Origin of the sequence: Bradyrhizobium sp. PMVTL-01 (assembly GCF_051861855.1) — a bacterium.
Lineage (GTDB): Bacteria > Pseudomonadota > Alphaproteobacteria > Rhizobiales > Xanthobacteraceae > Bradyrhizobium.
In genome coordinates, this window is sequence record NZ_CP193982.1 from 6371666 (window position 1) to 6389466 (window position 17801).

The following is a 17801-nucleotide window of genomic DNA, read 5'->3' on the forward strand; positions in this document are numbered from 1 at the left end:
GGGCGACCGCGAGGCTGCATCAGACTTCGACCCGCTTGATCGCGAGCGACTTCAGATAAGCAGCCGGATTTTCGGGATCGAACACCTTGCCGTCGAAGAAGGTCTCCTTGCCCCGCGAGGTGGAGGTGGGAATCTCGGAGGCCGCGACGCCGAGCGTCTTGGCTGCATCGCGCCACATGTCCTCGCGGTTGACCTTGGCGATCAGCGCCTTGGTGTCGAAGTTCGCCTCATACTTGCCCCAGCGGATGTCCTCGGTGAGGAACCAGAGATCGTGGCTCTGGAACGGATAGGAGGCGAAGTCGCGCCAGTACTTCATGATGTGCGGCGAGTTCTCGACCACCTTGCCGTTGCCGTAGTCGAACTTGCCGGCAGTGCGGTCGTAGACGTCCTCGACCGGGCAGTTGATCCACTGCCGCTTGGCCATGATGGTGGCGAGTTCCTGCTTGTTCTCGGCCTTGTCGGCCCATTGCTGGGCCTCCAGCACCGCCATCAGGATCGCCTTGGTCGCCTTGGGATATTTGTCGACGAAGGCTGCGCGCATGCCGAAGGATTTCTCCGGATGCTTGCTCCAGATCTCGCCGGTATTGACCGCGGTGTAGCCGATGTCCTGGTGGACGAGCTGCAGATTCCAGGGCTCGCCGACGCAGAAGCAGTCCATGGTGCCGACCTTCATATTGGCCACCATCTGCGGCGGCGGCACCACGATGGTCTCGATGTCCTTGTCCGGATCGATGCCGCCGGCGGCGAGCCAGTAGCGGATCCAGAGATCATGGGTACCGCCGGGGAAGGTCATCGCGGCCTTCACGGCCTTGCCGGAGGCCTTCTTCTTCTCCAGCGCCGCCTTGAACGGCGCCGCATCGGTGCCGAGCTTGAGGTCGGCATATTCCTTGGCGACCGAGATGCACTGCGCGTCGAGATTGAGCCGCGCCAGGATGTACATCGGCGTCGGCTGGTTGTTCTGCGTCACCTTGCCGGCCGAGATCAGGTACGGCATCGGGGTGAGGATATGCGCGCCGTCGATGCCGTTGCCTTCGGAGCCGAGCACGAGGTTGTCGCGCGTGGTGCCCCAGGACGCCTGCTTCTGCACGTCGACGTCAGGCACGCCGTGCTTGGCGAACAGGCCCTTGTCCTTGGCGACGAAGAGCGGGCCAGCATCGGAGAGCGCGATGAAGCCGAGCTTGGCGCCCTTGACCTCAGGGCCTGAATCCTGCGCGAAGGCGCCGGCGGGACAATTGAGTTTGGCGGCGGCGAGAAGGGCAGCAGTCGAGCCGGCGGCTTTCAACAATTGACGGCGGCTGAAGCCAGTCTCGGAGGGCCGGCGAATGCGCTTGGTCATGTGTAGTGTCGTCCTTTGCCTCGTTGCGGAATGATTGCGTCAGTGCGCACGAGCAGCCCGTCCGTCCGTGACGCCAGAAAAGGGCGCATGCGAACGCGCGACGGGGAGACCCCCGTTCGGGTGGCGTCGGCAAATCGGATGAGAAGTCTCGCGGGACGGCTTCAATGGCGTCGGCATGGAACTATTCAAGCTTCATGCCAAGCACGCAACAACAAAAAATCAATATAAATCAGCCACTTATATATGACGCGCCAGACTGCCGCAGGCCGGCTCCGCACGCGAAATTTGCGATTTGCTCAATGCTTGTGCGCCGCACAAACGTTGTGCAGACGCCCAAGCACAAGGCGGCAAGGCGGGCCAAAGCCGGACCGAAGCCGGCCTGCCCTGCGCCGTGCCGCATCGTTGCAGCCTCTGGCGGCTGCATCAGGAAGCTCAATGCTTCGCAGCCCGGTTACGATAGCCGGATCACGCCGGCTCCGCGGCCTTCGTCCCCAGCGGCTTCGGCGCCACGCCGCCGCCAGGCTTGAGGTGGAATTCGTAGCTCATCAGGTGCCAGCGCCCGTTCGCCTTGGTACCATCGGGCATCATGGGATCGTTGCGCGGCTCGACCTTGGCGACGAGGTCGTTCTTCACACCGAACACCACGTCGGAATCGAGATATTTGTCGCCGTCCATGAAGACGTGAGTGATGAGCGGCTCGTAGCCCTTGGCATTGACCAGGAAGTGCACATGTGCGGGGCGCATCGGATGACGATTGGTCTGCAGGATCATCTCGCCGACGGGACCATCGGTCGGGATCGGATAGCTGCACGGCAAAATGGTGCGGAAGAAGAAGCGGCCATCATCATCGGTGATGAAGCGCGCCCGCGCGGAGGCGCCGACCTCGTCATAATTCGCCTTCTGTGAATCATAGAAGCCGTCGTCGTCGGCATGCCAGACGTCGACGGGGACGTTCGCAAGCGGCTTGCCGTTGAGGTCGGTGACGCGGCTCTGCACGAACATCCGCTCGCCGGTCTTATTGTTCGGCGAGATGTCGGTGCCGTGCGCGGTCACCTTGTGCTCGCCGACATAGAACGGCCCGAGCACTGTGGTCTGGGTAGCGCCCTCGCGATCCCGGTGATTGACGGCGTCGACCAGCATGGAGACGCCGAGCACGTCGGACAGCAGGATGAATTCCTGGCGGGTGTCGGTGCACTTCTGCCCGGTCCGGGTCAGGAAATCGATGGCGTATTCCCATTCCTCGAAGGTGAGACCGGTCTTGCTCACGTAATCGTGCAGCGACTTCACCAATTCCTGGAGCAGGAATTTCGCCCGCGTATCAGGCGTCTGCTCGAAGCTCTTGACGACGGCTTCGGTGAGATCGGTCTCGTTGAACTGGGTCATGGTGCGCTTGCCCTCGCGTTTTTTCGTTGGCCCAAGCGGGCTGTCTGGAGGTGTTCCAGGCTGGAGCCTACACCAGTCGGCGGCCCCGCGTTAAGCGCGACCGGCTTGGAATGGGCCCGCCATTTGGCTATCACGGTCCCCTAGAAACTGCCCGGAGGAACTGATGCTCGCCCCCACCCCCGCCTCGCCCGAATCCGTCGGCATGTCCAAGGCCGCGCTCGACCGCGTCGATGCGCATCTGAAGAAGCGATACATCGATGCCGGCCGTTTCCCGGGCACGCAGCTCCTGGTCTATCGCCGCGGCAAGATCGCCCACAGCTCCGTGCAGGGCCTTGCGGATATCGAACGCAAGGTGCCGGTGAAGGACGACACCATCTACCGCATCTATTCCATGACCAAGCCGCTCACCAGCGTCGCCTTCATGATGCTGGTCGAGGAAGGCCTCGTCGCGATCGACGAGCCCGTCGCCAAATACATTCCGGAATGGAAGGATCTCGGCGTGTTCGTCGCCGGCACCGCGCCGGCGTTCCTGACCCGGCCGCCGTCGCGGCCGATGCTGATCGTCGACCTCTTGCGCCACACCTCCGGCCTCACCTACGGCTTCCAGCAGCGCTCCAACGTCGATGCGGCCTATCGCGCCGAGAAGCTCGGCGAGGTCGAGAAGTCGGGCACGCTGCAGACCATGATCGAGGGGCTGGCGAAAATCCCGCTGGAATTCTCGCCGGGCGAGTCCTGGAACTATTCGGTGGCGACCGACGTGATCGGCTACCTCATCGGCAAGATCTCAGGGGTGCCGTTCGAGCAGTTCCTCAAGACACGCGTTCTCGATCCGCTCGGCATGAGCGACACCGATTTCCACGTCCCAGCCTCGAAGGCGCACCGCTTCGCGGCCTGCTATTCGGCCGACCCGGGCGGCGGCATGACCTTCCACGCCGGCCAGCGCCGCGAGGGGCTGACGCTCCAGGACGACCCGACGACGAGCTCGTTCCTGTCACCGCCCTCCTTCATCTCCGGCGGCGGCGGATTGTGCTCGACGGCTGCCGACTATCTCACCTTCTGCCGCGCGCTGCTCAACGGCGGCGAGCTCGGCGGCGTCAGGCTGATCGGACCGAAGACGCTGGCGCTGATGACGACCAACCACATTCCCGGCGGCCGTGCGCTGCCGGAGGTGTCGCGCTCGCTGTTCTCGGAAGCGACCTATAACGGCATCGGCTTCGGCCTCGGCTTCGCCGTGACCATGCGCCCGGCCGAGACGCTGATCGCCGGCAGCCCCGGCGAATACAATTGGGGCGGCGCGGCGACGACCTCGTTCTGGATCGATCCGGCAGAGGAGCTGATCACGATCTTCATGACGCAGGTCCTGCCGTCGAGCGCCTATCCGCTCCGCCGCGAGCTGCGCAGCATGGTCTATGCCGCGATCACCGAGAGCAATCTTTAAATTTATGACATTTGCTGCAAGGGGCTCCACGACATCGGGGGGCCCATTGCTGTTCCGCTAGTGCATGTGACCAATCAGATAGACGCCGCCGCCGATCACGATGATCGCCGGTACGGCCCAGAGAATGAACACTGGCATCACATGCTCCTTAATTGGATGTGCAGATCTTGACGCTCTTCATGCCGGTCTCAGCCTCTGTGCGCGTCTTGTAGACCGTGCCCGACGGGCTGACGACCGTCATGGAGGCGTCGGTCGGCTTCTTGTCCACGATGGTGCACTTCTTGGTCTTGACATCCTGGACCACGTAGAACTCGTCGGCCGCGAACGCCGGCAGGGAAAACGCAGCAACCATCAGCGCTGCAGTCGCAATCTTCAGTTTCATCTCGTCTCCTCCTCCAGTTGCCGGACCTCGGCCCGGTCGGCCCATCAACGGGAATAAATGGTAATTTGTTCCTATCCGCGGGGAACGTCGCGCGCGGCGAAAGGTTGTTGCGGCGCTTATTCAACGAGGAGGAGAACATGAAGAGACTGTTCCTGCTAACCGCGGCGGCCGTTCTGATCTCGACCGGCGCATTCGCGCAATCCACCGTGACCACGACCGGAACCGGTCACGCGGTCGTTCAGATCGAGCCGGAATATCGCACCAGAATCAAATCCTACGTCACCGAGCACCGGGTGCGTCCGGTCACGACGAAGGAGAAGATCATCGTCGGCGCAAAGGTGCCGAGCGACGTCGAGCTCGAAGCGGTTCCGGCCGATTGGGGCGCGTCCCTCACCAAATATCGCTACGTCTATTCCGGCGAACGCGTGATGCTGGTGGATCCGGGCACACGGACGGTCGTTCAGGAAATCGATTGATCTTGACGGGCGAGCGGCCGCCGCGAAGGCGGTCGCCTGCCGGAATTGATCGCATGAAACCGCATCGAGAGGCGCGGATCGCCGGGGTCATTCTGGCGGCCATCTACGCCGTGTGTCTGTTGCTGACCGCAATCAGCATGAGCTGAGGCGCGGAGATCGGCGCGCGCTGCAAAATCCTTCTGGACCGCTCGTCGCATGCGAAAACCATGGCGCCGTGCCAGTCCTGCCCGTATGGTTCTCGCCAAAATCATAAGCCGGCGCCGCCGCGCCGGAAGCGGGACAAGCGCGTTTGTCAAAGCTCACCCTGCCGGTCCGGCTCGCTCTCCTGGTCGCGGGAACGACGCTGCCGATGATCGTCTTCGCGGTCGGCATTGCCTTCTACCATTACAAGCAGGACCGCAGCGACGCGGCGCGCCGCGTGCTGGAGAACGTGCGCAGCATGCGCCTCGTGCTGGATTCGGAGGTGCAGCGCATGACCGGCAGTTTGCAGGTGCTGGCGCTGACGAACTCACTGAGCAACGACGACTTCCCGAACTTCCGTCGCATCGCGCTCGGCTTCCTCAATCAGTACGGCAAGGACGGCCTGTTGCTGATCTCCGACCGCAAGGGCAGGCTGTTGTTCTCCAGCACCTCGGAGAATACTGCGAGCCTGCCGCTGCATGGCAATCTGGAGATCGTCGAGAAGGTGTTCGCGACCGGGACGCCGCAATATTCCGATCTGTTCACGGGCGCGATCAATGGACGGCAGGTATTGACCGTCGAGGTGCCAGTGCTTCGGAATGGCGAGGTGATCTACGCCCTCAGCTTCAGCCCGCCGATCGGCGTCTTCCAGGAGCTGATCGAGAAGCAGCGGCCGGACCAGCAATGGACGGTGTCCCTGCTCGACACCTCAGGCACGGTATTCGCCCGCGTGCCAAATCCCGGCGAGACCTTCGGCAAGCGCGCATCGCCTTCGCTATACGCGGAAATGTTTCGCGCGCCCGAGGCAACGCTGTCGTCGGTCTCGCTCGACGGCGTTGCGCTCGCCTCCGCCTACACGCGATCCCGGCTCACCGGCTGGACGGTGGCGGCGGGCGTCCCCGAGAGCTCATTGATCGCCCCGCTCTGGCGCAACATCGCGATCACCGGCCTGATCGGCGGCATCCTGCTGCTGATCGGCCTCACCTTCGCGGTCCGGATGGCAACCGCGATCGCGCGCGGCGAGATGCTGCACGATCTCCTGATCGAGGAGCTCAACCACCGCGTCAAGAACACGCTGGCCCTGATGCAGGCAATCGCGGTGCAGACCTTCCGCAGCGCAAGCCGTGACGAGCGGGCCAAGTTCGAGGGTCGGCTCGGCGCGCTGGCGGAGGCGCATAATCTGCTCAGCCAGGAGAAATGGGCGGGCTCGGAGCTGAGGGACGTCATCGCCCGTGCGCTTCAGCCGTTCCTGCTGAACAGTCCCGACCGCATCCGCATGGCCGGCCCCGCCGTGCCGCTGTCGCCGCGACTCGCCGTGGTGCTGTCGATGATCGTGCACGAGATCGCCACCAATGCGGCGAAATACGGCGCGCTGTCGAACGAGACCGGCCGGGTGACGCTCGACTGGGAGATCATCGCCGAGACGCCGAAGCCGCGGTTGCGCCTGATCTGGACCGAGATGGGCGGACCGCCGGTAACCGCGCCGGTGCGGCGCGGTTTCGGCTCGCGCCTGATCGAGCGCAGCGCCCGCGACCAGCTCGGCGGCGAGGCAACCGTCGACTTCCTGCCGCGCGGCGTCGTCTGCACGGTGACTTGCACGCTGGACGAGACACGCTGAACAGGGACCATCGACGGCATCTAACCGTCTCTCGCGCGTTCAACGCCGCGACAGCTCGGCGCGGCCCGGCGTGCGTTTGCGATAACGCGCACCCGCCCGGAGCAGGATCGGGCAAAGCATGGCCGCTTCAGGAAAGACGCTGTGCCGTCACGCCCATAGAACACGCGCCGACCCGTGCAAATACGGACGGCTGATGTGCAGCCTGAGACGATCAGGAGGAGCCGCACAATGATCGGGAGCACCGCACCCATGAGCAATCCCTCGCCAAAGAAGCTGACGGGCGAAACGCCGAGCGATTGGCTCAGACGGACGCGTTAGCAGCAATCCCGCGACAGGGACGGCAATCGCGCTGGGGCAGTCGAACATCCGGTTCGCTAGATATCGCAGGAACGGACCATGCCGACGGAGACAACAATGGACTGGAAATGCCTTGCAATTGCTCCACGCCGCAAAGCCATCGCAACGGCGCTCCTGTACGGGTTCTCACTCACCGTGCGTCTCACCTCACCGACCGCCGAGGAGACACCGGCACTGGGCGCCACTCCGCTAACGTCAATCCTGATCAATGATGATTGGCCGAGGAAAGCTGCCGTGCCGGTGGCGCTGCGCGGCTGGGCATCAAGCCCGAGAAGCTGCCGGGCCGCCTGTGGAAGCCCCGCGCTGCTGTCGTCGCTGCCAGCCTGCACTGCCCCGTAAGGCCGCAGCGTCCACCGTTTCACCACTTGGCGTCATCGCCGCCCGCAGCAGGCTCCGCCGATTTTGAGCGGCGGCGACGACGCACTTCTGTCCCGAAACCGAACTCAGGAGTGAATCACATGCGACTGAACGCGGCCGCGGAGCTGCTGGGCGTTCCGACCAGGCCCTACCACCAGAAGGCCTGTCTCGACCTCGGCGAAGCCGGCGCGCTGTTCACGCGCGGCTGGGAACGCAAGGTCGAGATGGTCGGCGACGTCGCCAAGAAGCCGAAGCGGGAGATCAACACCATCTGGATCTACCCGCCGAAGCCCGAGCGCGCCGCCGCGCCAGCCTCAGCCGATCCGGAGTGTGTGACCGATCTCTAGACGGGCGAAGCGATGACGGCCACGCGTCCTGGCTGCGTGGCCCGTTCAACCAGGACCAGCCAGAAGCCGTCCATGAGACAGGAGCCACACATATGAACCTGCACAACACCTCATATCCCCAGGCATCGGGTCCCGAAGAGCTGGTGCCGTCGCGCTACGCGCTGAAGATCAGCGATATCGACGTGCTGGTGGTCAGCGACGGCGTGCTGCCGCTGCCGACCACGATGCTGGCGCACAACGCCAGCCCCGCCGAGCGGGCGGCCTGGCTGCACGACATGTTCCTGCCGCAGGACGCTTTCGACTGGGCGTTGAACGCGGTCATGGTGCGCAGCGGCGACAAGACCATCCTGATCGACGCGGGCCTGGGCTCCGACCCGGACTTGCAGCTGCCGCGGGCCGGGCAGTTGATCAGGCGCCTGGAGGCCGCCGGCATCGATCTTTCGGCCGTGACCGATCTGGTGCTGACCCATTTGCACATGGACCACGTCGGCGGGCTGCTCGTCGACGGCGTGAAGCAGCGGCTGCGCAAGGACCTGCGCATCCACGTGGCGGCCGCCGAGGTCAGGTTCTGGGAGGCGCCCGATTTCTCCCACACCAACATGCCGCAGGGATTCCCGGACGCGCTTCGGGCCACCGCCAAGCGGTTCGTGAAGGAGTACGGCAGCCAGTTGCGGACGTTCGATGAGACGCAGGAGATCGCGCCCGGCGTCATCGCTCGTCGCACCGGCGGTCACACCCCCGGACACAGCGTGGTTCGCGTGGCGTCCGGCGGCGACGCACTGACCTTCGCGGGCGATGCCGTGTTTGCGGTCGGGTTCGAACAGCCCGACTGGCACAACGGCTTCGAGCACGACCCCCAGGAGGCAGCGCGCGTTCGTATCCGTCTGCTGCGCGAGATTGCCGAGACCGGCGAGATGCTGGTGGCCACGCATTTGCCGTTCCCGTCGGTGGGCCGCGTGGCGATTGATGGCGAGGCGTTCCGCTGGGTGCCGGTGTTCTGGGATTACTGACGGCGTGTCAGCCGAGGCCAAACCGGGGCGCGTGCTCATGACCTTCGTGAGTCCGCGCCCTGGTTCAAATCACCAGTGATGCGCTCGGCATCCGCGGCACATGCGAGGACCCGCCTCGGGCCCTCACGATCCCGCCTGCGACAATTCCAGACGGCCAGTATGGCCTCCGTCCATCGTCCCGGATATAGCGAGACATTCCGTTGAACGATGTGCTTGGAGCCTCGCAGGAATGACCTCTGCAAATCCCGAACTTGTCATTTTCGATTCGGACGGCGTCCTGGTCGATAGCGAGATCATTGCACTGACCGTGCTGGTTCAAACGGCATCCCAGGAAGGCATATCGATCAGCGTCAAAGACGCCATCCGTTCTTTCCGCGGGGTCAAGATGGCCGATTGCGTGCGTGAAATCGAGCACCGGCTAGGCCGCAGCGTCCGGGACAGTTTCATCGACGACGTTCGGCGAGCAACCGCGCTGGCGTTTGATGCCGAACTGAAGCCCGTCGATGGAATCCATGCGGCATTGGCCGAAATCGACGTTCCGGTTTGCGTAGCATCCAACGGCCCCATGTCGAAGCTGACGCATGCCCTCGGATTGACCAAACTGCTGGAGCATTTCGAAGGACGCATCTTCAGTGCGTATGAGGTTGGTTCGTGGAAGCCGGACCCCGGCCTGTTCCTGCATGCCGCACAAACGTTGAGCGTTCACCCCTCACGTTGCATCGTTGTTGAGGACTCGTTGTCCGGAGTTCGCGCGGCAAAGGCCGCAGGAATGAAAGTCCTCGGTTTTACCGGAGGGGATATCGGAGCTGAGCGAGAATTGTCGGAGGCCTGTGACGACCTCTTTCATCGAATGAGCGACCTGCCGGCTTTGCTACGCATGGAATGATCGCGGCACTCCCGCCATGGCACACGACCTACCCGATCGTCTGCAGCGCCGGGAACGTCTCGAGCAGCCAGATGCTCACATTGGAGACCGCGCCGGTGAGAAAGCCGATGCCCGTGATCACCATCAACACGCCCATGGCGCGCTCGACGTTGACGAGCTGACCCTTCATGCGCGCGAACAGCGTGGAGAACTGCTCGATCATCAGCGCGGCGATCAGGAAGGGAATGCCGAGGCCCGCCGAATAGACCGCGAGCAGGCCCGCGCCCTTCGTCACCGTGGCTTCGGCCGCGGCGATCGAGAGGATCGCCGCCAGGATCGGGCCGATGCAGGGCGTCCAGCCGAAGGCGAAGGCGAGACCCATGATGTAGGCACCCCAGAGGCCGACGGGTCTTGGGATCGGCAGCCGGCCCTCGCGCATCAACAGGCCGATGCGCGTCAGCCCGAGGAAGTGCAGGCCCATGATGATGATGACGATGCCGGCGAGGATCGACAGCTCGGCCGACCAGGCCCGGATCAGCCCGCCGATCAGCGAGGCGCTGGCGCCGAGCGCCACGAACACTGTGGAGAAGCCGAGCACGAACAGCAGCGCCGACATCATGATCGCGCGCTTGGAAGCCGAGGCCGGCTCCTCGCTCTCGACATGCTCGATCGTCGCGCCCGTGAGATAGATCAGGTACGGCGGAACCAGTGGCAGGACGCAAGGGGAGAGGAAGCTGACGAGGCCGGCAATCAGCGCCGCCGGGATCGAAACATTTTGCATGATGCAGTCGGAGCCATCTCAGGCCCCCGTGCGGCGCGCAGGAAACGCACGCGGCCCGGAGCGCCGGCTCTGGTGTAGCCGATGCCGGGAAATGCGCAACACGGGCGCACAAAACCAGGGCTCCTCCCGATGCCGTCCGTGATCACAGATGCGGCATCGGGACGCACACAAACCTCGCCAAAAAGCGAGACCAGGCGGCGTGGCTACTTCACCACGCGGAGCAGCGGACGCCGGGGCTGGTCCTGCGTCTGCTTGGAACGGGGCGGCGGTTCGCTTCCGGCGTTCCGCAGCATTTCGTCGCACAGCGCCTTGAGATCGGCGCTGTCAATTCCTTTGAGTTTCATCCGCACGTCGAGGATGACAATCGACAGCAGCTCGGCCGACTCGCGACTGTTCATCTCGCTGAGCGCCCTGCGGCACTCCTCGAGCGTTTCCAGCACCGACTGCAACTGTTCGTCTGAATGCGACACCGGGCGTTCTTTCCGTTAATTCGGCCTGCGAGACGTATTTGCGACGACCCCTTTGGCCCCCATGGGAGACCAAGGATAACACGAGGGCGCGACGCCTCTGAACATGATTTCAATGTGTTTCTGCGCTGATTCGGCGGTTCCGGCGCACATCGGCCCGCCGCAACGTTGGCCATCGTCGAGAGAGCCAAGGAGAGAACGCCTGTTGCGTTGGGATTGATCCATGCACGGAGTTGGAAGCGCCGCTAGCACAAGGATGTCCATTGCGGACAGCGCCGACAATCCCGCAGCCATCTGAAGGCTCGCAACGGAACTCACGCGACACCCCTCAATTCAGGCGATCGTCTGCCTGATTCCCAGCCCTTGGCCGCACCATGATACCAACCGCGCGGCAGTAAGGATGGCGTTCAAAACTCGTCACCCCCGCAACCCGCCGTGGTTGTGGTTTGCGCCAGATTCTGCCAGTTTAGCCGCCTGAAGGGACTTGTATGCACTCCTTGGCGGAAAGGGGCGTTCCTCCAGAGGAACGCCCAAAAACAAATCTCAGCGGCCTCTCCGATTGGGATGCGGCGCGCATCTTCCTGGAAGTCGTCCGCTGCCGAAGTTTCCGTTCGGCGGCCGAACGGCTGTCCTTGTCGATCAACGCTGTCCGGCGCCGCATTGACGATTTCGAGCGCCAGACCGGCACCACTCTGTTCACCCGCGACGTCCACGGCACTCATCTGACCGACGAGGGCGCGCTCGTCGTCTCCGCCGTCGAGCGGATGGAAGCAGCCGCATTCGACGTGTTGCGCACCAGCGATTCGACCGGCAACGTCCTGTCCGGCGAGGTCCGCGTCGCCGTCACCGAGGGTCTCGGCACGTTCTGGCTCGCTCCGCGCCTGGTCGAATTCCAGCAGACCTATCCGAAGATCCTGGTCGACTTGCATTGCGCGATGCGCTCGGCCGACGTCTCGCGCCACGAGGCCGACGTCGCCATCCACCTGTCGCGGCCTTCTGCGCTCGACGTCAAGCTGGTGCGGCTCGGCCGCATGCATCTGATGTTCTGGGCTTCGGAGAAGTACCTCGAGAAATACGGCACGCCGCGCTCGGCCCATGAATTGATCAAGCATCGCCTGGTGCTCCAATTCGCCGACCAACTCGCGGCCAAGGAGACTTTTGAGAGCTTCTTCCCGGGCGTTCAGGAACGTGATCTTCTGGTCATGAAGACGAACGTCTCAAGCGCCAATTACTGGGCGGTCGCGAATGGCGCCGGAATCGGCGTATTCCCGAGTTACGCCATTGCGCTTGGCGGGAAGCTGATTCCACTGGAGGTCGAATTGAACCGGCCGTTGGATATCTGGTTGTCCTACCATCCCGGTAGCGGCCGCATCCCGCGCGTTCGGCACATGATTGACTGGCTGATCGAGGCTTTCGATCCGGCTCGCTTCCCGTGGTTTAAGGAAGAGTTCGTGCACCCGCATGAATTCAAGGACTCGTACATGGGCGAACCCCTGACCCAGCTCTTCGGGGGATTTTCAACCGAAGAACGTGAGAAACGACTATGAAAACAGCGGCGAAAAGAATGAAGCAGCGCAGTGCCGGCAAGCCGGACATCGAGCTTGGCAAGCGGATCCGTCTGCGGCGCGTCGAGATGAAGATCTCGCAGGCCGAGCTCGGCGAAAAGCTCGGCGTGAGCTTCCAGCAGGTCCAGAAGTACGAGAAGGGCGTCAATCGCGTCGGTGCGGCCCGCCTGCAGCAGATCGCCTCCGCCCTCGACGTGCCCGTGACGTTCTTCTATGACGGCGACAACAAGGCACGCGAAGTCGAAAGCCTGCTCTTCCTCGATTCGGCTTTCAGCCTCCGCCTGCTGCGCGCCTACAGCAAGATCAAGGACCAAACGGTACAGCGTCAGCTCGTCTCGCTGATGGAATCGATCGCGGCCAACGAAAGCTGAGCCGATCGACGGTCTGGCCTTGACGGCCAACGTTCAATCCGCCGCGTCGCGGGGGCGCGGCCGGATTGACGAGATCGGCTGGATCAGATCTTCTGAACCGGGTTCGGCGTGCGCCATCCGCGCGCGGCCTTCGTATTTCAGGGCGGCCTGGCCGCCCCTTTTCTTGCCCTTTTCCCCTCCCCCATCGCTTTTTCGCGAACCCATTCCGCCCTTGCCGCGATCCAATCGAGAGACGCCGCGGGCGGACGCGCGGAGCTTTCGACTGCCGCGCTTAATGGGACCTCAACACCGGTGCCCTAATTTTCCGTCGATTTCGCGAATCGGCGTACGCAGCGCGGCGGCCGAAAATTGCCCATGCGAGCGCCCGTCCCGGCCTCGCTCTCTTGGGGAAGATGAAACACATGTCGAAATGCCATGCGATGATCATCGCCGTCGGCGTGCTCGCCAGCGCTTCTGCGCTGGCACAAACCGAGACCGTCGGACAGGCCCCCCCCAAGCCGGCGACGGCCGGGACAGTGTCGGCCGCGGCCAATCCGGCCCACGCAGCTGCGCCGAAAGCCGCAACGACGCCCGCCTCGACGCCGGAAAGCCGCTCGGCCGCGGCGCTCGCGTTGACGCACGAGCCGACCTTTGACGAAGGCTCCGCCCAGCGCATCAAGGAGGCCGCGTTCAGCTATTCCGCACTCGCCGTGCGCGGCGGCTGGCCGACGATCCCTGCGGATGCCAAATTCGCACTCGGCGTCCAGGGCACCAGCGACGATCTCCTGCGCGAGCGATTGATCCTCTCCGGCGATCTGTCCGCCGACAAAACCACCGGCGCCTTCGACCAGGATCTCGTCGACGCGGTGAAGCGCTTCCAGGCACGTCACGGCCTCGCGCCCACCGGCACGGTGACGCCGCGCACGCTCGCGGCGATGAACGTCTCCGTGCAGAAGCGCATCCGCCAGCTCGAGGCCTCGCTCGAACGGCTCGAGAACTTGAATTTCGGCTTCGGCGAGCGCTATGTCGTGGTCAACATCCCCGCCGCCTTTGCCGAAGCGGTCGAGAACGACGTCGTGGTGCGGCGCTATCGCGTCATCGTCGGCAAGACCGAAAAGCCCTCGCCGACGCTCACGGCCCAGATCACCAGCGTTGTCCTCAACCCGACCTGGACGGTGCCGGCCTCGATCGCCAGGACCGAGATATCCGCGCATATGCGGAAAGATCCGACCTATCTGTCGCGCATGCACATGGAGGTGCTCGACGCCCACGACAATCCGATCGATCCGCATTCGGTCGACTGGTCCGGCACGCACACGCCGAACTTCACGGTGCGCCAGCAAAACGGCACCTTCAACGCGCTCGGCGCGGTCAAGATCGACATGCCGAATTCCTATTCGGTCTACATGCATGACACCAACCAGCGCAATTTGTTCAGCGACGACTACCGCTTCGATTCCCACGGCTGCTCGCGCGTCGACAATGTGCGCGATCTCGCCGCCTGGCTGCTCAAGGATCAGCCGAAATGGAGCCGCGCCGCGATCGACGCGGAAATCGCCAGCGGCCAGCACCTGGAGGTCGCCATGGCGAAGAAGGTGCCGGTGGCCTGGATCTATCTCACGGCGTGGATGACCAAGGACCAGACCATCCAGTTCCGCAACGACGTCTATAATCAGGACGAGCAGCTGCTGGAGGCGACCGCCGAAGAGGCGGCGTTCTTCGGTAAGGCGGCCGACCATCCGCTGACCGCGCACATGCATGTGACGCAGTAGGCGCTTCTCGGCCCATGCAATTGCCGCACAGGCGGGTGCGAAGCCCCTCGCCTGGCCGCGGTTGACCCCGGCCTCGGCCCGGCCGCACATTGCGCCTCGCCAACAACACGCGAGCGCCGCGATGCCCGAGATTTCCGACGAAAAGTCATATGCCGACGGCAAGATCCTGCAGCACGCCACCGATGGCGTCGGCGTGATCACCTTCAACAATCCCTACAAGCGCAACGCGATGTCGCTGGAGATGTGGGAGGGATTTGGCGAGGCGCTGACGGCCTTGCGCGACGACGACGCAGTGCGCGTCGTGATCCTGCGCGGTGCCGGCGGCAAGGCCTTCGTCTCAGGGGCCGACATCAGCCAGTTCGAGAAAACCCGTCACAACGCCGCCGCGTCCGAGGAATACGCCAGGCGCAGCGTCGCCCAGCGCGCGCTGCTTGCCGACTATCCGAAGCCGACCATCGCCTGCATCCAGGGTTTTTGCCTCGGCGGCGGCATGCAGGTCGCGATGCTCGCCGACATCCGCATCGCCTCGCGGGACAGCCAGTTCGGCATTCCTGCGGCGAGGCTCGGCATCGCCTATGGCTATGACGGGTTGAAGCACTTGGTGTCGCTGGTCGGCCCGTCCTGGGCGCGGCTTCTGATGTACACGGGCATGCGCATCGATTCCGCCGAGGCGCTGCGCATCGGCCTCGTCGAGCGCGTGTTCCCGGAGGGCGAACTCTGGGGCGAGACCATGGCGATCGCCGAGACGATCTCCCAGAACGCCCCGCTCGCGATCAAGGCGGCCAAGATCACCATCGCGCAGGTCTTGAAGGACGAGGGCGCGCGCGACATGGACGCGATCAAGGCGATCGGCACCGCATGCATGGATTCGGCGGATTTCCGCGAGGGCCGTCAGGCCTTCATGGAGAAGCGCAAGCCGAAGTTTCAGGGGCGGTGAATGAACCCGCATTCAGGAAGATTAAATTCCTCTCCCGCCTGCGCTGCGGGAGCAACCAATTGATCTGTCGCAAGTTCTCCGGCTACCAACGAGGGAGATTGCGATGAAACTCAAACTTGCTGTTCTTGGTCTGGCTGCCATGGGCGGTATGGCGGTCGCTTCGGGACCGGCCCTTGCGGCAATGCCGAACGGCATTCCGCAGGCGGACCAGATGGCAAAAGGCCCGGCCGCCGACGTCGACCAGGTGCGTTGGGTCTGTAACCCCTGGGGCCGTTGCTTCTGGCGCCCGAACTATTACGGCGCCTACGGCTACTATGGCGGCCCGCGCCGGTTCTACGGACCGCGCCCGTGGGGCTGGGGCCACCGCCACTGGCGGCACCACTGGTGACTTGAAGGGGGCCGCAAGGCCCCCTTTCGTCGGAGGCGTTTGATCAGCCGAAACCAGCGCTCGGTCCGGATAGCCAGCACGTACTTCTGGAAACGAGGAAGGGATCATCGCCGAGCTAAAGTCAGCTATGGTTCCGTTGGCGGCCGCGCCCCAAACACCTCGATCAGGTGAAAGCGCTCGCATATGAGCATCATGTCTTCGCTGAATCGTCCGAGCCGGCCGAAATAGGCGCGATGAGCGCTGCGCCAATAGGCCAGGCTTCGGTCGCCTTCGCCCTCGTCATAGGCAAACGCGCAGTCGACGTCATGGAAGCGCCGATATGTGATCTCGGTGCTTTCGATGACGCAGCGCGGCCCTCCCCGTCCATCGAGCACGACCCAGCGCTCGCCGGGCGTAGACGTGTTCGGCTCGTCTTCCGTGCTGCAAGTTGCGGTCTTGATGCCCCTGACGACGAGATCGAGCAATTCGTCTGCGAGCCCAGGACTGTCGCCGAAAGCAAACGTCCGGAGGTGTTGATAGCGTTCGGGGACCTGCCTGCTCATCCGCTTCCTTTCAGAGTGCGGCGATCACTGCTTTCGTGATGTCGGCGGTGCCGTTGCTGCCGCCAAATTCCATCGGCTTGATGCCGCCGGCATAGACCCGGTCCACGGCACGCTCGATGGTCTCGCCGGCTTCCGCCGCACTCTCCACGCCATGCTTCTCGGCGAGCCAGTCCAGCATCATCGCGGCCGACAGGATCATGCCGGTGGGGTTGGCTTTGCCCTGCCCCATGATGTCGGGCGCCGTGCCGTGGCAAGGCTGGAACACGGCGTATTTGTCACCGATGTCGGCGGACGGGGCCATGCCGAGACCACCGATCAGGCTCGCCGTGATGTCGGAAACGATGTCGCCGAACATGTTCTCCATCACCATCACGTCGAAATCCCAGGGACGCTTGACCAGCATCGCCGAGCAGGCATCGACATAGAGCCGGTCGGTCTTCACGTCGGGATGCTTCTTCTCGATCTCGTCGAAGATGCTACGGAAGAACGCGAACGCCTTGAACACGTTCGCCTTGTCGACGCAGGTGAGCATCCCGGGCTTGCCGCGCGCTTTGCGCCGTTCCGCGAGGCGGAACGAGAACTCGAACAGGCGCTCGGAGGTCTTTCGCGTGATCACCATGGTCTCGCGCGCATCCTCGTGAGTGACGACGCCCTTGCCCATCGAGGCGAACAGGCCCTCGGTGGATTCGCGGATCACGACGAGATCGATGCCGCGCCTGTCCGCGCCGACGATCGGGCTCGGCACGCCGGGGATGAGGCGCGCCGGGCGCACGCCGGCATAGAGATCGAAGATGAAGCGCAGCTCGATCTGCGGCGCGATCTCGGTGTTATCAGGATAGCGCACCGACGGCAGGCCGCAGGCACCGAGCAGGATCGCATCGGCCTCGTCGCACAGCTTGATCGTGCTGTCCGGCATCGACTTGCCGGTGGCCAGATAATTGTTCGCGCCGGCCGGCGCCTCGGTGAAGCGGAAGCCGAGACCGGATTTCTCGCCGACCTTGCGCAGCACCTCGAGCGCCGGCGCCATGACTTCGGGACCAATGCCGTCTCCGGCGAGCACGGCAATGTGGAAGGCGTTGTTTGCGGACATGGGGGTTCCTGCGCGATGGTCGGAGTAATCTCGTCATTGCGAGGAGCCCGCGACAAAATTGCGTAGCGATTTTGCGCTGGTGCGACGAAGCAATCCCGACTGTTTCCGCGGAGGGATTTCTGGATTGCTTCGCTGCGCTCGCAATGACGGTGGACAGACT

At 63.9% G+C, this 17801-nt stretch carries 18 protein-coding genes and 1 pseudogene; 11 read left to right on the top strand and 8 right to left on the bottom strand.

What is annotated here, in order from left to right:
* Window positions 1–19: 19 nt before the first annotated feature.
* Both ACRQ5Q_RS30780 and ACRQ5Q_RS30785 read right to left on the bottom strand, forming a co-directional pair.
* Entirely contained in the window at window positions 20–1336 is a 1317-nt protein-coding gene (locus ACRQ5Q_RS30780) for a CmpA/NrtA family ABC transporter substrate-binding protein (protein WP_439374068.1), read from the bottom strand.
* A 465-nt stretch (window positions 1337–1801) separates the two neighbouring features.
* The gene (locus ACRQ5Q_RS30785) at window positions 1802–2719 is read right to left on the bottom strand and encodes an intradiol ring-cleavage dioxygenase (protein WP_439393716.1); all 918 of its coding nucleotides are present in this window, start codon (window positions 2717–2719) and stop codon (window positions 1802–1804) included.
* Between the two features lie 163 nt (window positions 2720–2882).
* Here ACRQ5Q_RS30785 and ACRQ5Q_RS30790 point away from each other — a divergent pair, with 163 nt between their 5' ends.
* Complete coding sequence (locus ACRQ5Q_RS30790) at window positions 2883–4157, top strand: serine hydrolase domain-containing protein (protein ID WP_439374067.1); 1275 nt, start codon at window positions 2883–2885, stop codon at window positions 4155–4157.
* 148 nt (window positions 4158–4305) lie between these two features.
* On the opposite strand, the gene ACRQ5Q_RS30795 is transcribed toward ACRQ5Q_RS30790, so the two are convergent.
* Window positions 4306–4539 (bottom strand): hypothetical protein, encoded by a 234-nt coding sequence (locus tag ACRQ5Q_RS30795; protein WP_439374066.1) that lies wholly within the window; start codon window positions 4537–4539, stop codon window positions 4306–4308.
* A gap of 137 nt (window positions 4540–4676) precedes the next feature.
* Here ACRQ5Q_RS30795 and ACRQ5Q_RS30800 point away from each other — a divergent pair, with 137 nt between their 5' ends.
* The 5 genes and pseudogenes from ACRQ5Q_RS30800 (at window position 4677) to ACRQ5Q_RS30820 (ending at window position 9770) form a co-directional block, all read left to right on the top strand.
* A complete protein-coding gene (locus tag ACRQ5Q_RS30800) occupies window positions 4677–5015 on the top strand; it encodes a DUF1236 domain-containing protein (protein WP_439374065.1) in 339 nt (112 codons plus the stop codon).
* A gap of 289 nt (window positions 5016–5304) precedes the next feature.
* On the top strand, window positions 5305–6813 hold the full coding sequence (locus ACRQ5Q_RS30805; RefSeq protein WP_439374064.1) for a sensor histidine kinase: 1509 nt from the start codon (window positions 5305–5307) through the stop codon (window positions 6811–6813).
* Between the two features lie 824 nt (window positions 6814–7637).
* Window positions 7638–7874 (top strand): annotated as a pseudogene (locus ACRQ5Q_RS30810) (NAD(P)/FAD-dependent oxidoreductase); the annotation flags it as partial.
* Window positions 7875–7966: 92 nt separating this feature from the next.
* Window positions 7967–8884, top strand: a complete 918-nt coding sequence (locus tag ACRQ5Q_RS30815) for an MBL fold metallo-hydrolase (RefSeq protein WP_439393718.1) — start codon at window positions 7967–7969, stop codon at window positions 8882–8884.
* A gap of 229 nt (window positions 8885–9113) precedes the next feature.
* Window positions 9114–9770 carry an HAD family hydrolase gene (locus tag ACRQ5Q_RS30820; RefSeq protein WP_439374062.1) on the top strand — a complete coding sequence of 219 codons (657 nt, stop codon included), beginning with the start codon at window positions 9114–9116 and terminating at the stop codon, window positions 9768–9770.
* 28 nt (window positions 9771–9798) lie between these two features.
* Here the strand turns inward: ACRQ5Q_RS30820 and ACRQ5Q_RS30825 are convergent, their stop codons facing one another.
* A complete protein-coding gene (locus ACRQ5Q_RS30825; protein ID WP_439374061.1) occupies window positions 9799–10530 on the bottom strand; it encodes a cytochrome c biogenesis CcdA family protein in 732 nt (243 codons plus the stop codon).
* A 203-nt stretch (window positions 10531–10733) separates the two neighbouring features.
* Complete coding sequence (locus ACRQ5Q_RS30830; protein WP_439374060.1) at window positions 10734–11000, bottom strand: hypothetical protein; 267 nt, start codon at window positions 10998–11000, stop codon at window positions 10734–10736.
* Between the two features lie 485 nt (window positions 11001–11485).
* Here ACRQ5Q_RS30830 and ACRQ5Q_RS30835 point away from each other — a divergent pair, with 485 nt between their 5' ends.
* Together ACRQ5Q_RS30835 and ACRQ5Q_RS30840 are read left to right on the top strand one after the other, a co-directional pair.
* On the top strand, window positions 11486–12544 hold the full coding sequence (locus ACRQ5Q_RS30835) for a LysR family transcriptional regulator (RefSeq protein WP_439374059.1): 1059 nt from the start codon (window positions 11486–11488) through the stop codon (window positions 12542–12544).
* Between the two features lie 17 nt (window positions 12545–12561).
* A complete protein-coding gene (locus ACRQ5Q_RS30840; RefSeq protein ID WP_020608151.1) occupies window positions 12562–12933 on the top strand; it encodes a helix-turn-helix domain-containing protein in 372 nt (123 codons plus the stop codon).
* A gap of 33 nt (window positions 12934–12966) precedes the next feature.
* On the opposite strand, the gene ACRQ5Q_RS30845 is transcribed toward ACRQ5Q_RS30840, so the two are convergent.
* Window positions 12967–13158 (bottom strand): hypothetical protein, encoded by a 192-nt coding sequence (locus tag ACRQ5Q_RS30845; protein ID WP_439393720.1) that lies wholly within the window; start codon window positions 13156–13158, stop codon window positions 12967–12969.
* Window positions 13159–13334: 176 nt separating this feature from the next.
* Between ACRQ5Q_RS30845 and ACRQ5Q_RS30850 the strand changes: the two genes are divergently transcribed.
* From ACRQ5Q_RS30850 to ACRQ5Q_RS30860, 3 genes are all read left to right on the top strand, one after another.
* On the top strand, window positions 13335–14684 hold the full coding sequence (locus ACRQ5Q_RS30850) for a L,D-transpeptidase family protein (protein WP_439393722.1): 1350 nt from the start codon (window positions 13335–13337) through the stop codon (window positions 14682–14684).
* 121 nt (window positions 14685–14805) lie between these two features.
* Entirely contained in the window at window positions 14806–15621 is an 816-nt protein-coding gene (locus ACRQ5Q_RS30855) for an enoyl-CoA hydratase (RefSeq protein WP_439393724.1), read from the top strand.
* 103 nt (window positions 15622–15724) lie between these two features.
* The gene (locus ACRQ5Q_RS30860) at window positions 15725–16009 is read left to right on the top strand and encodes a hypothetical protein (protein ID WP_439393726.1); all 285 of its coding nucleotides are present in this window, start codon (window positions 15725–15727) and stop codon (window positions 16007–16009) included.
* Window positions 16010–16134: 125 nt separating this feature from the next.
* On the opposite strand, the gene ACRQ5Q_RS30865 is transcribed toward ACRQ5Q_RS30860, so the two are convergent.
* A complete protein-coding gene (locus ACRQ5Q_RS30865; protein ID WP_439393728.1) occupies window positions 16135–16551 on the bottom strand; it encodes an ASCH domain-containing protein in 417 nt (138 codons plus the stop codon).
* A 10-nt stretch (window positions 16552–16561) separates the two neighbouring features.
* Entirely contained in the window at window positions 16562–17641 is a 1080-nt protein-coding gene (locus ACRQ5Q_RS30870) for an isocitrate/isopropylmalate dehydrogenase family protein (protein WP_439374054.1), read from the bottom strand.
* Window positions 17642–17801 lie beyond the last annotated feature (160 nt).

Excerpts from the sequence above, each read along its gene's own strand:
- ACRQ5Q_RS30780 (WP_439374068.1), bottom strand. The coding sequence starts at position 1,336 with ATGACCAAGCGCATTCGCCGGCCCTCCGAGACTGGCTTCAGCCGCCGT.
- ACRQ5Q_RS30785 (WP_439393716.1), bottom strand. The coding sequence starts at position 2,719 with ATGACCCAGTTCAACGAGACCGATCTCACCGAAGCCGTCGTCAAGAGC.
- ACRQ5Q_RS30790 (WP_439374067.1), top strand. The coding sequence starts at position 2,883 with ATGCTCGCCCCCACCCCCGCCTCGCCCGAATCCGTCGGCATGTCCAAG.
- ACRQ5Q_RS30795 (WP_439374066.1), bottom strand. The coding sequence starts at position 4,539 with ATGAAACTGAAGATTGCGACTGCAGCGCTGATGGTTGCTGCGTTTTCC.
- ACRQ5Q_RS30800 (WP_439374065.1), top strand. The coding sequence starts at position 4,677 with ATGAAGAGACTGTTCCTGCTAACCGCGGCGGCCGTTCTGATCTCGACC.
- ACRQ5Q_RS30815 (WP_439393718.1), top strand. The coding sequence starts at position 7,967 with ATGAACCTGCACAACACCTCATATCCCCAGGCATCGGGTCCCGAAGAG.
- ACRQ5Q_RS30820 (WP_439374062.1), top strand. The coding sequence starts at position 9,114 with ATGACCTCTGCAAATCCCGAACTTGTCATTTTCGATTCGGACGGCGTC.
- ACRQ5Q_RS30825 (WP_439374061.1), bottom strand. The coding sequence starts at position 10,530 with ATGCAAAATGTTTCGATCCCGGCGGCGCTGATTGCCGGCCTCGTCAGC.
- ACRQ5Q_RS30835 (WP_439374059.1), top strand. The coding sequence starts at position 11,486 with ATGCACTCCTTGGCGGAAAGGGGCGTTCCTCCAGAGGAACGCCCAAAA.
- ACRQ5Q_RS30840 (WP_020608151.1), top strand. The coding sequence starts at position 12,562 with ATGAAGCAGCGCAGTGCCGGCAAGCCGGACATCGAGCTTGGCAAGCGG.
- ACRQ5Q_RS30850 (WP_439393722.1), top strand. The coding sequence starts at position 13,335 with ATGTCGAAATGCCATGCGATGATCATCGCCGTCGGCGTGCTCGCCAGC.
- ACRQ5Q_RS30855 (WP_439393724.1), top strand. The coding sequence starts at position 14,806 with ATGCCCGAGATTTCCGACGAAAAGTCATATGCCGACGGCAAGATCCTG.
- ACRQ5Q_RS30860 (WP_439393726.1), top strand. The coding sequence starts at position 15,725 with ATGAAACTCAAACTTGCTGTTCTTGGTCTGGCTGCCATGGGCGGTATG.
- ACRQ5Q_RS30865 (WP_439393728.1), bottom strand. The coding sequence starts at position 16,551 with ATGAGCAGGCAGGTCCCCGAACGCTATCAACACCTCCGGACGTTTGCT.
- ACRQ5Q_RS30870 (WP_439374054.1), bottom strand. The coding sequence starts at position 17,641 with ATGTCCGCAAACAACGCCTTCCACATTGCCGTGCTCGCCGGAGACGGC.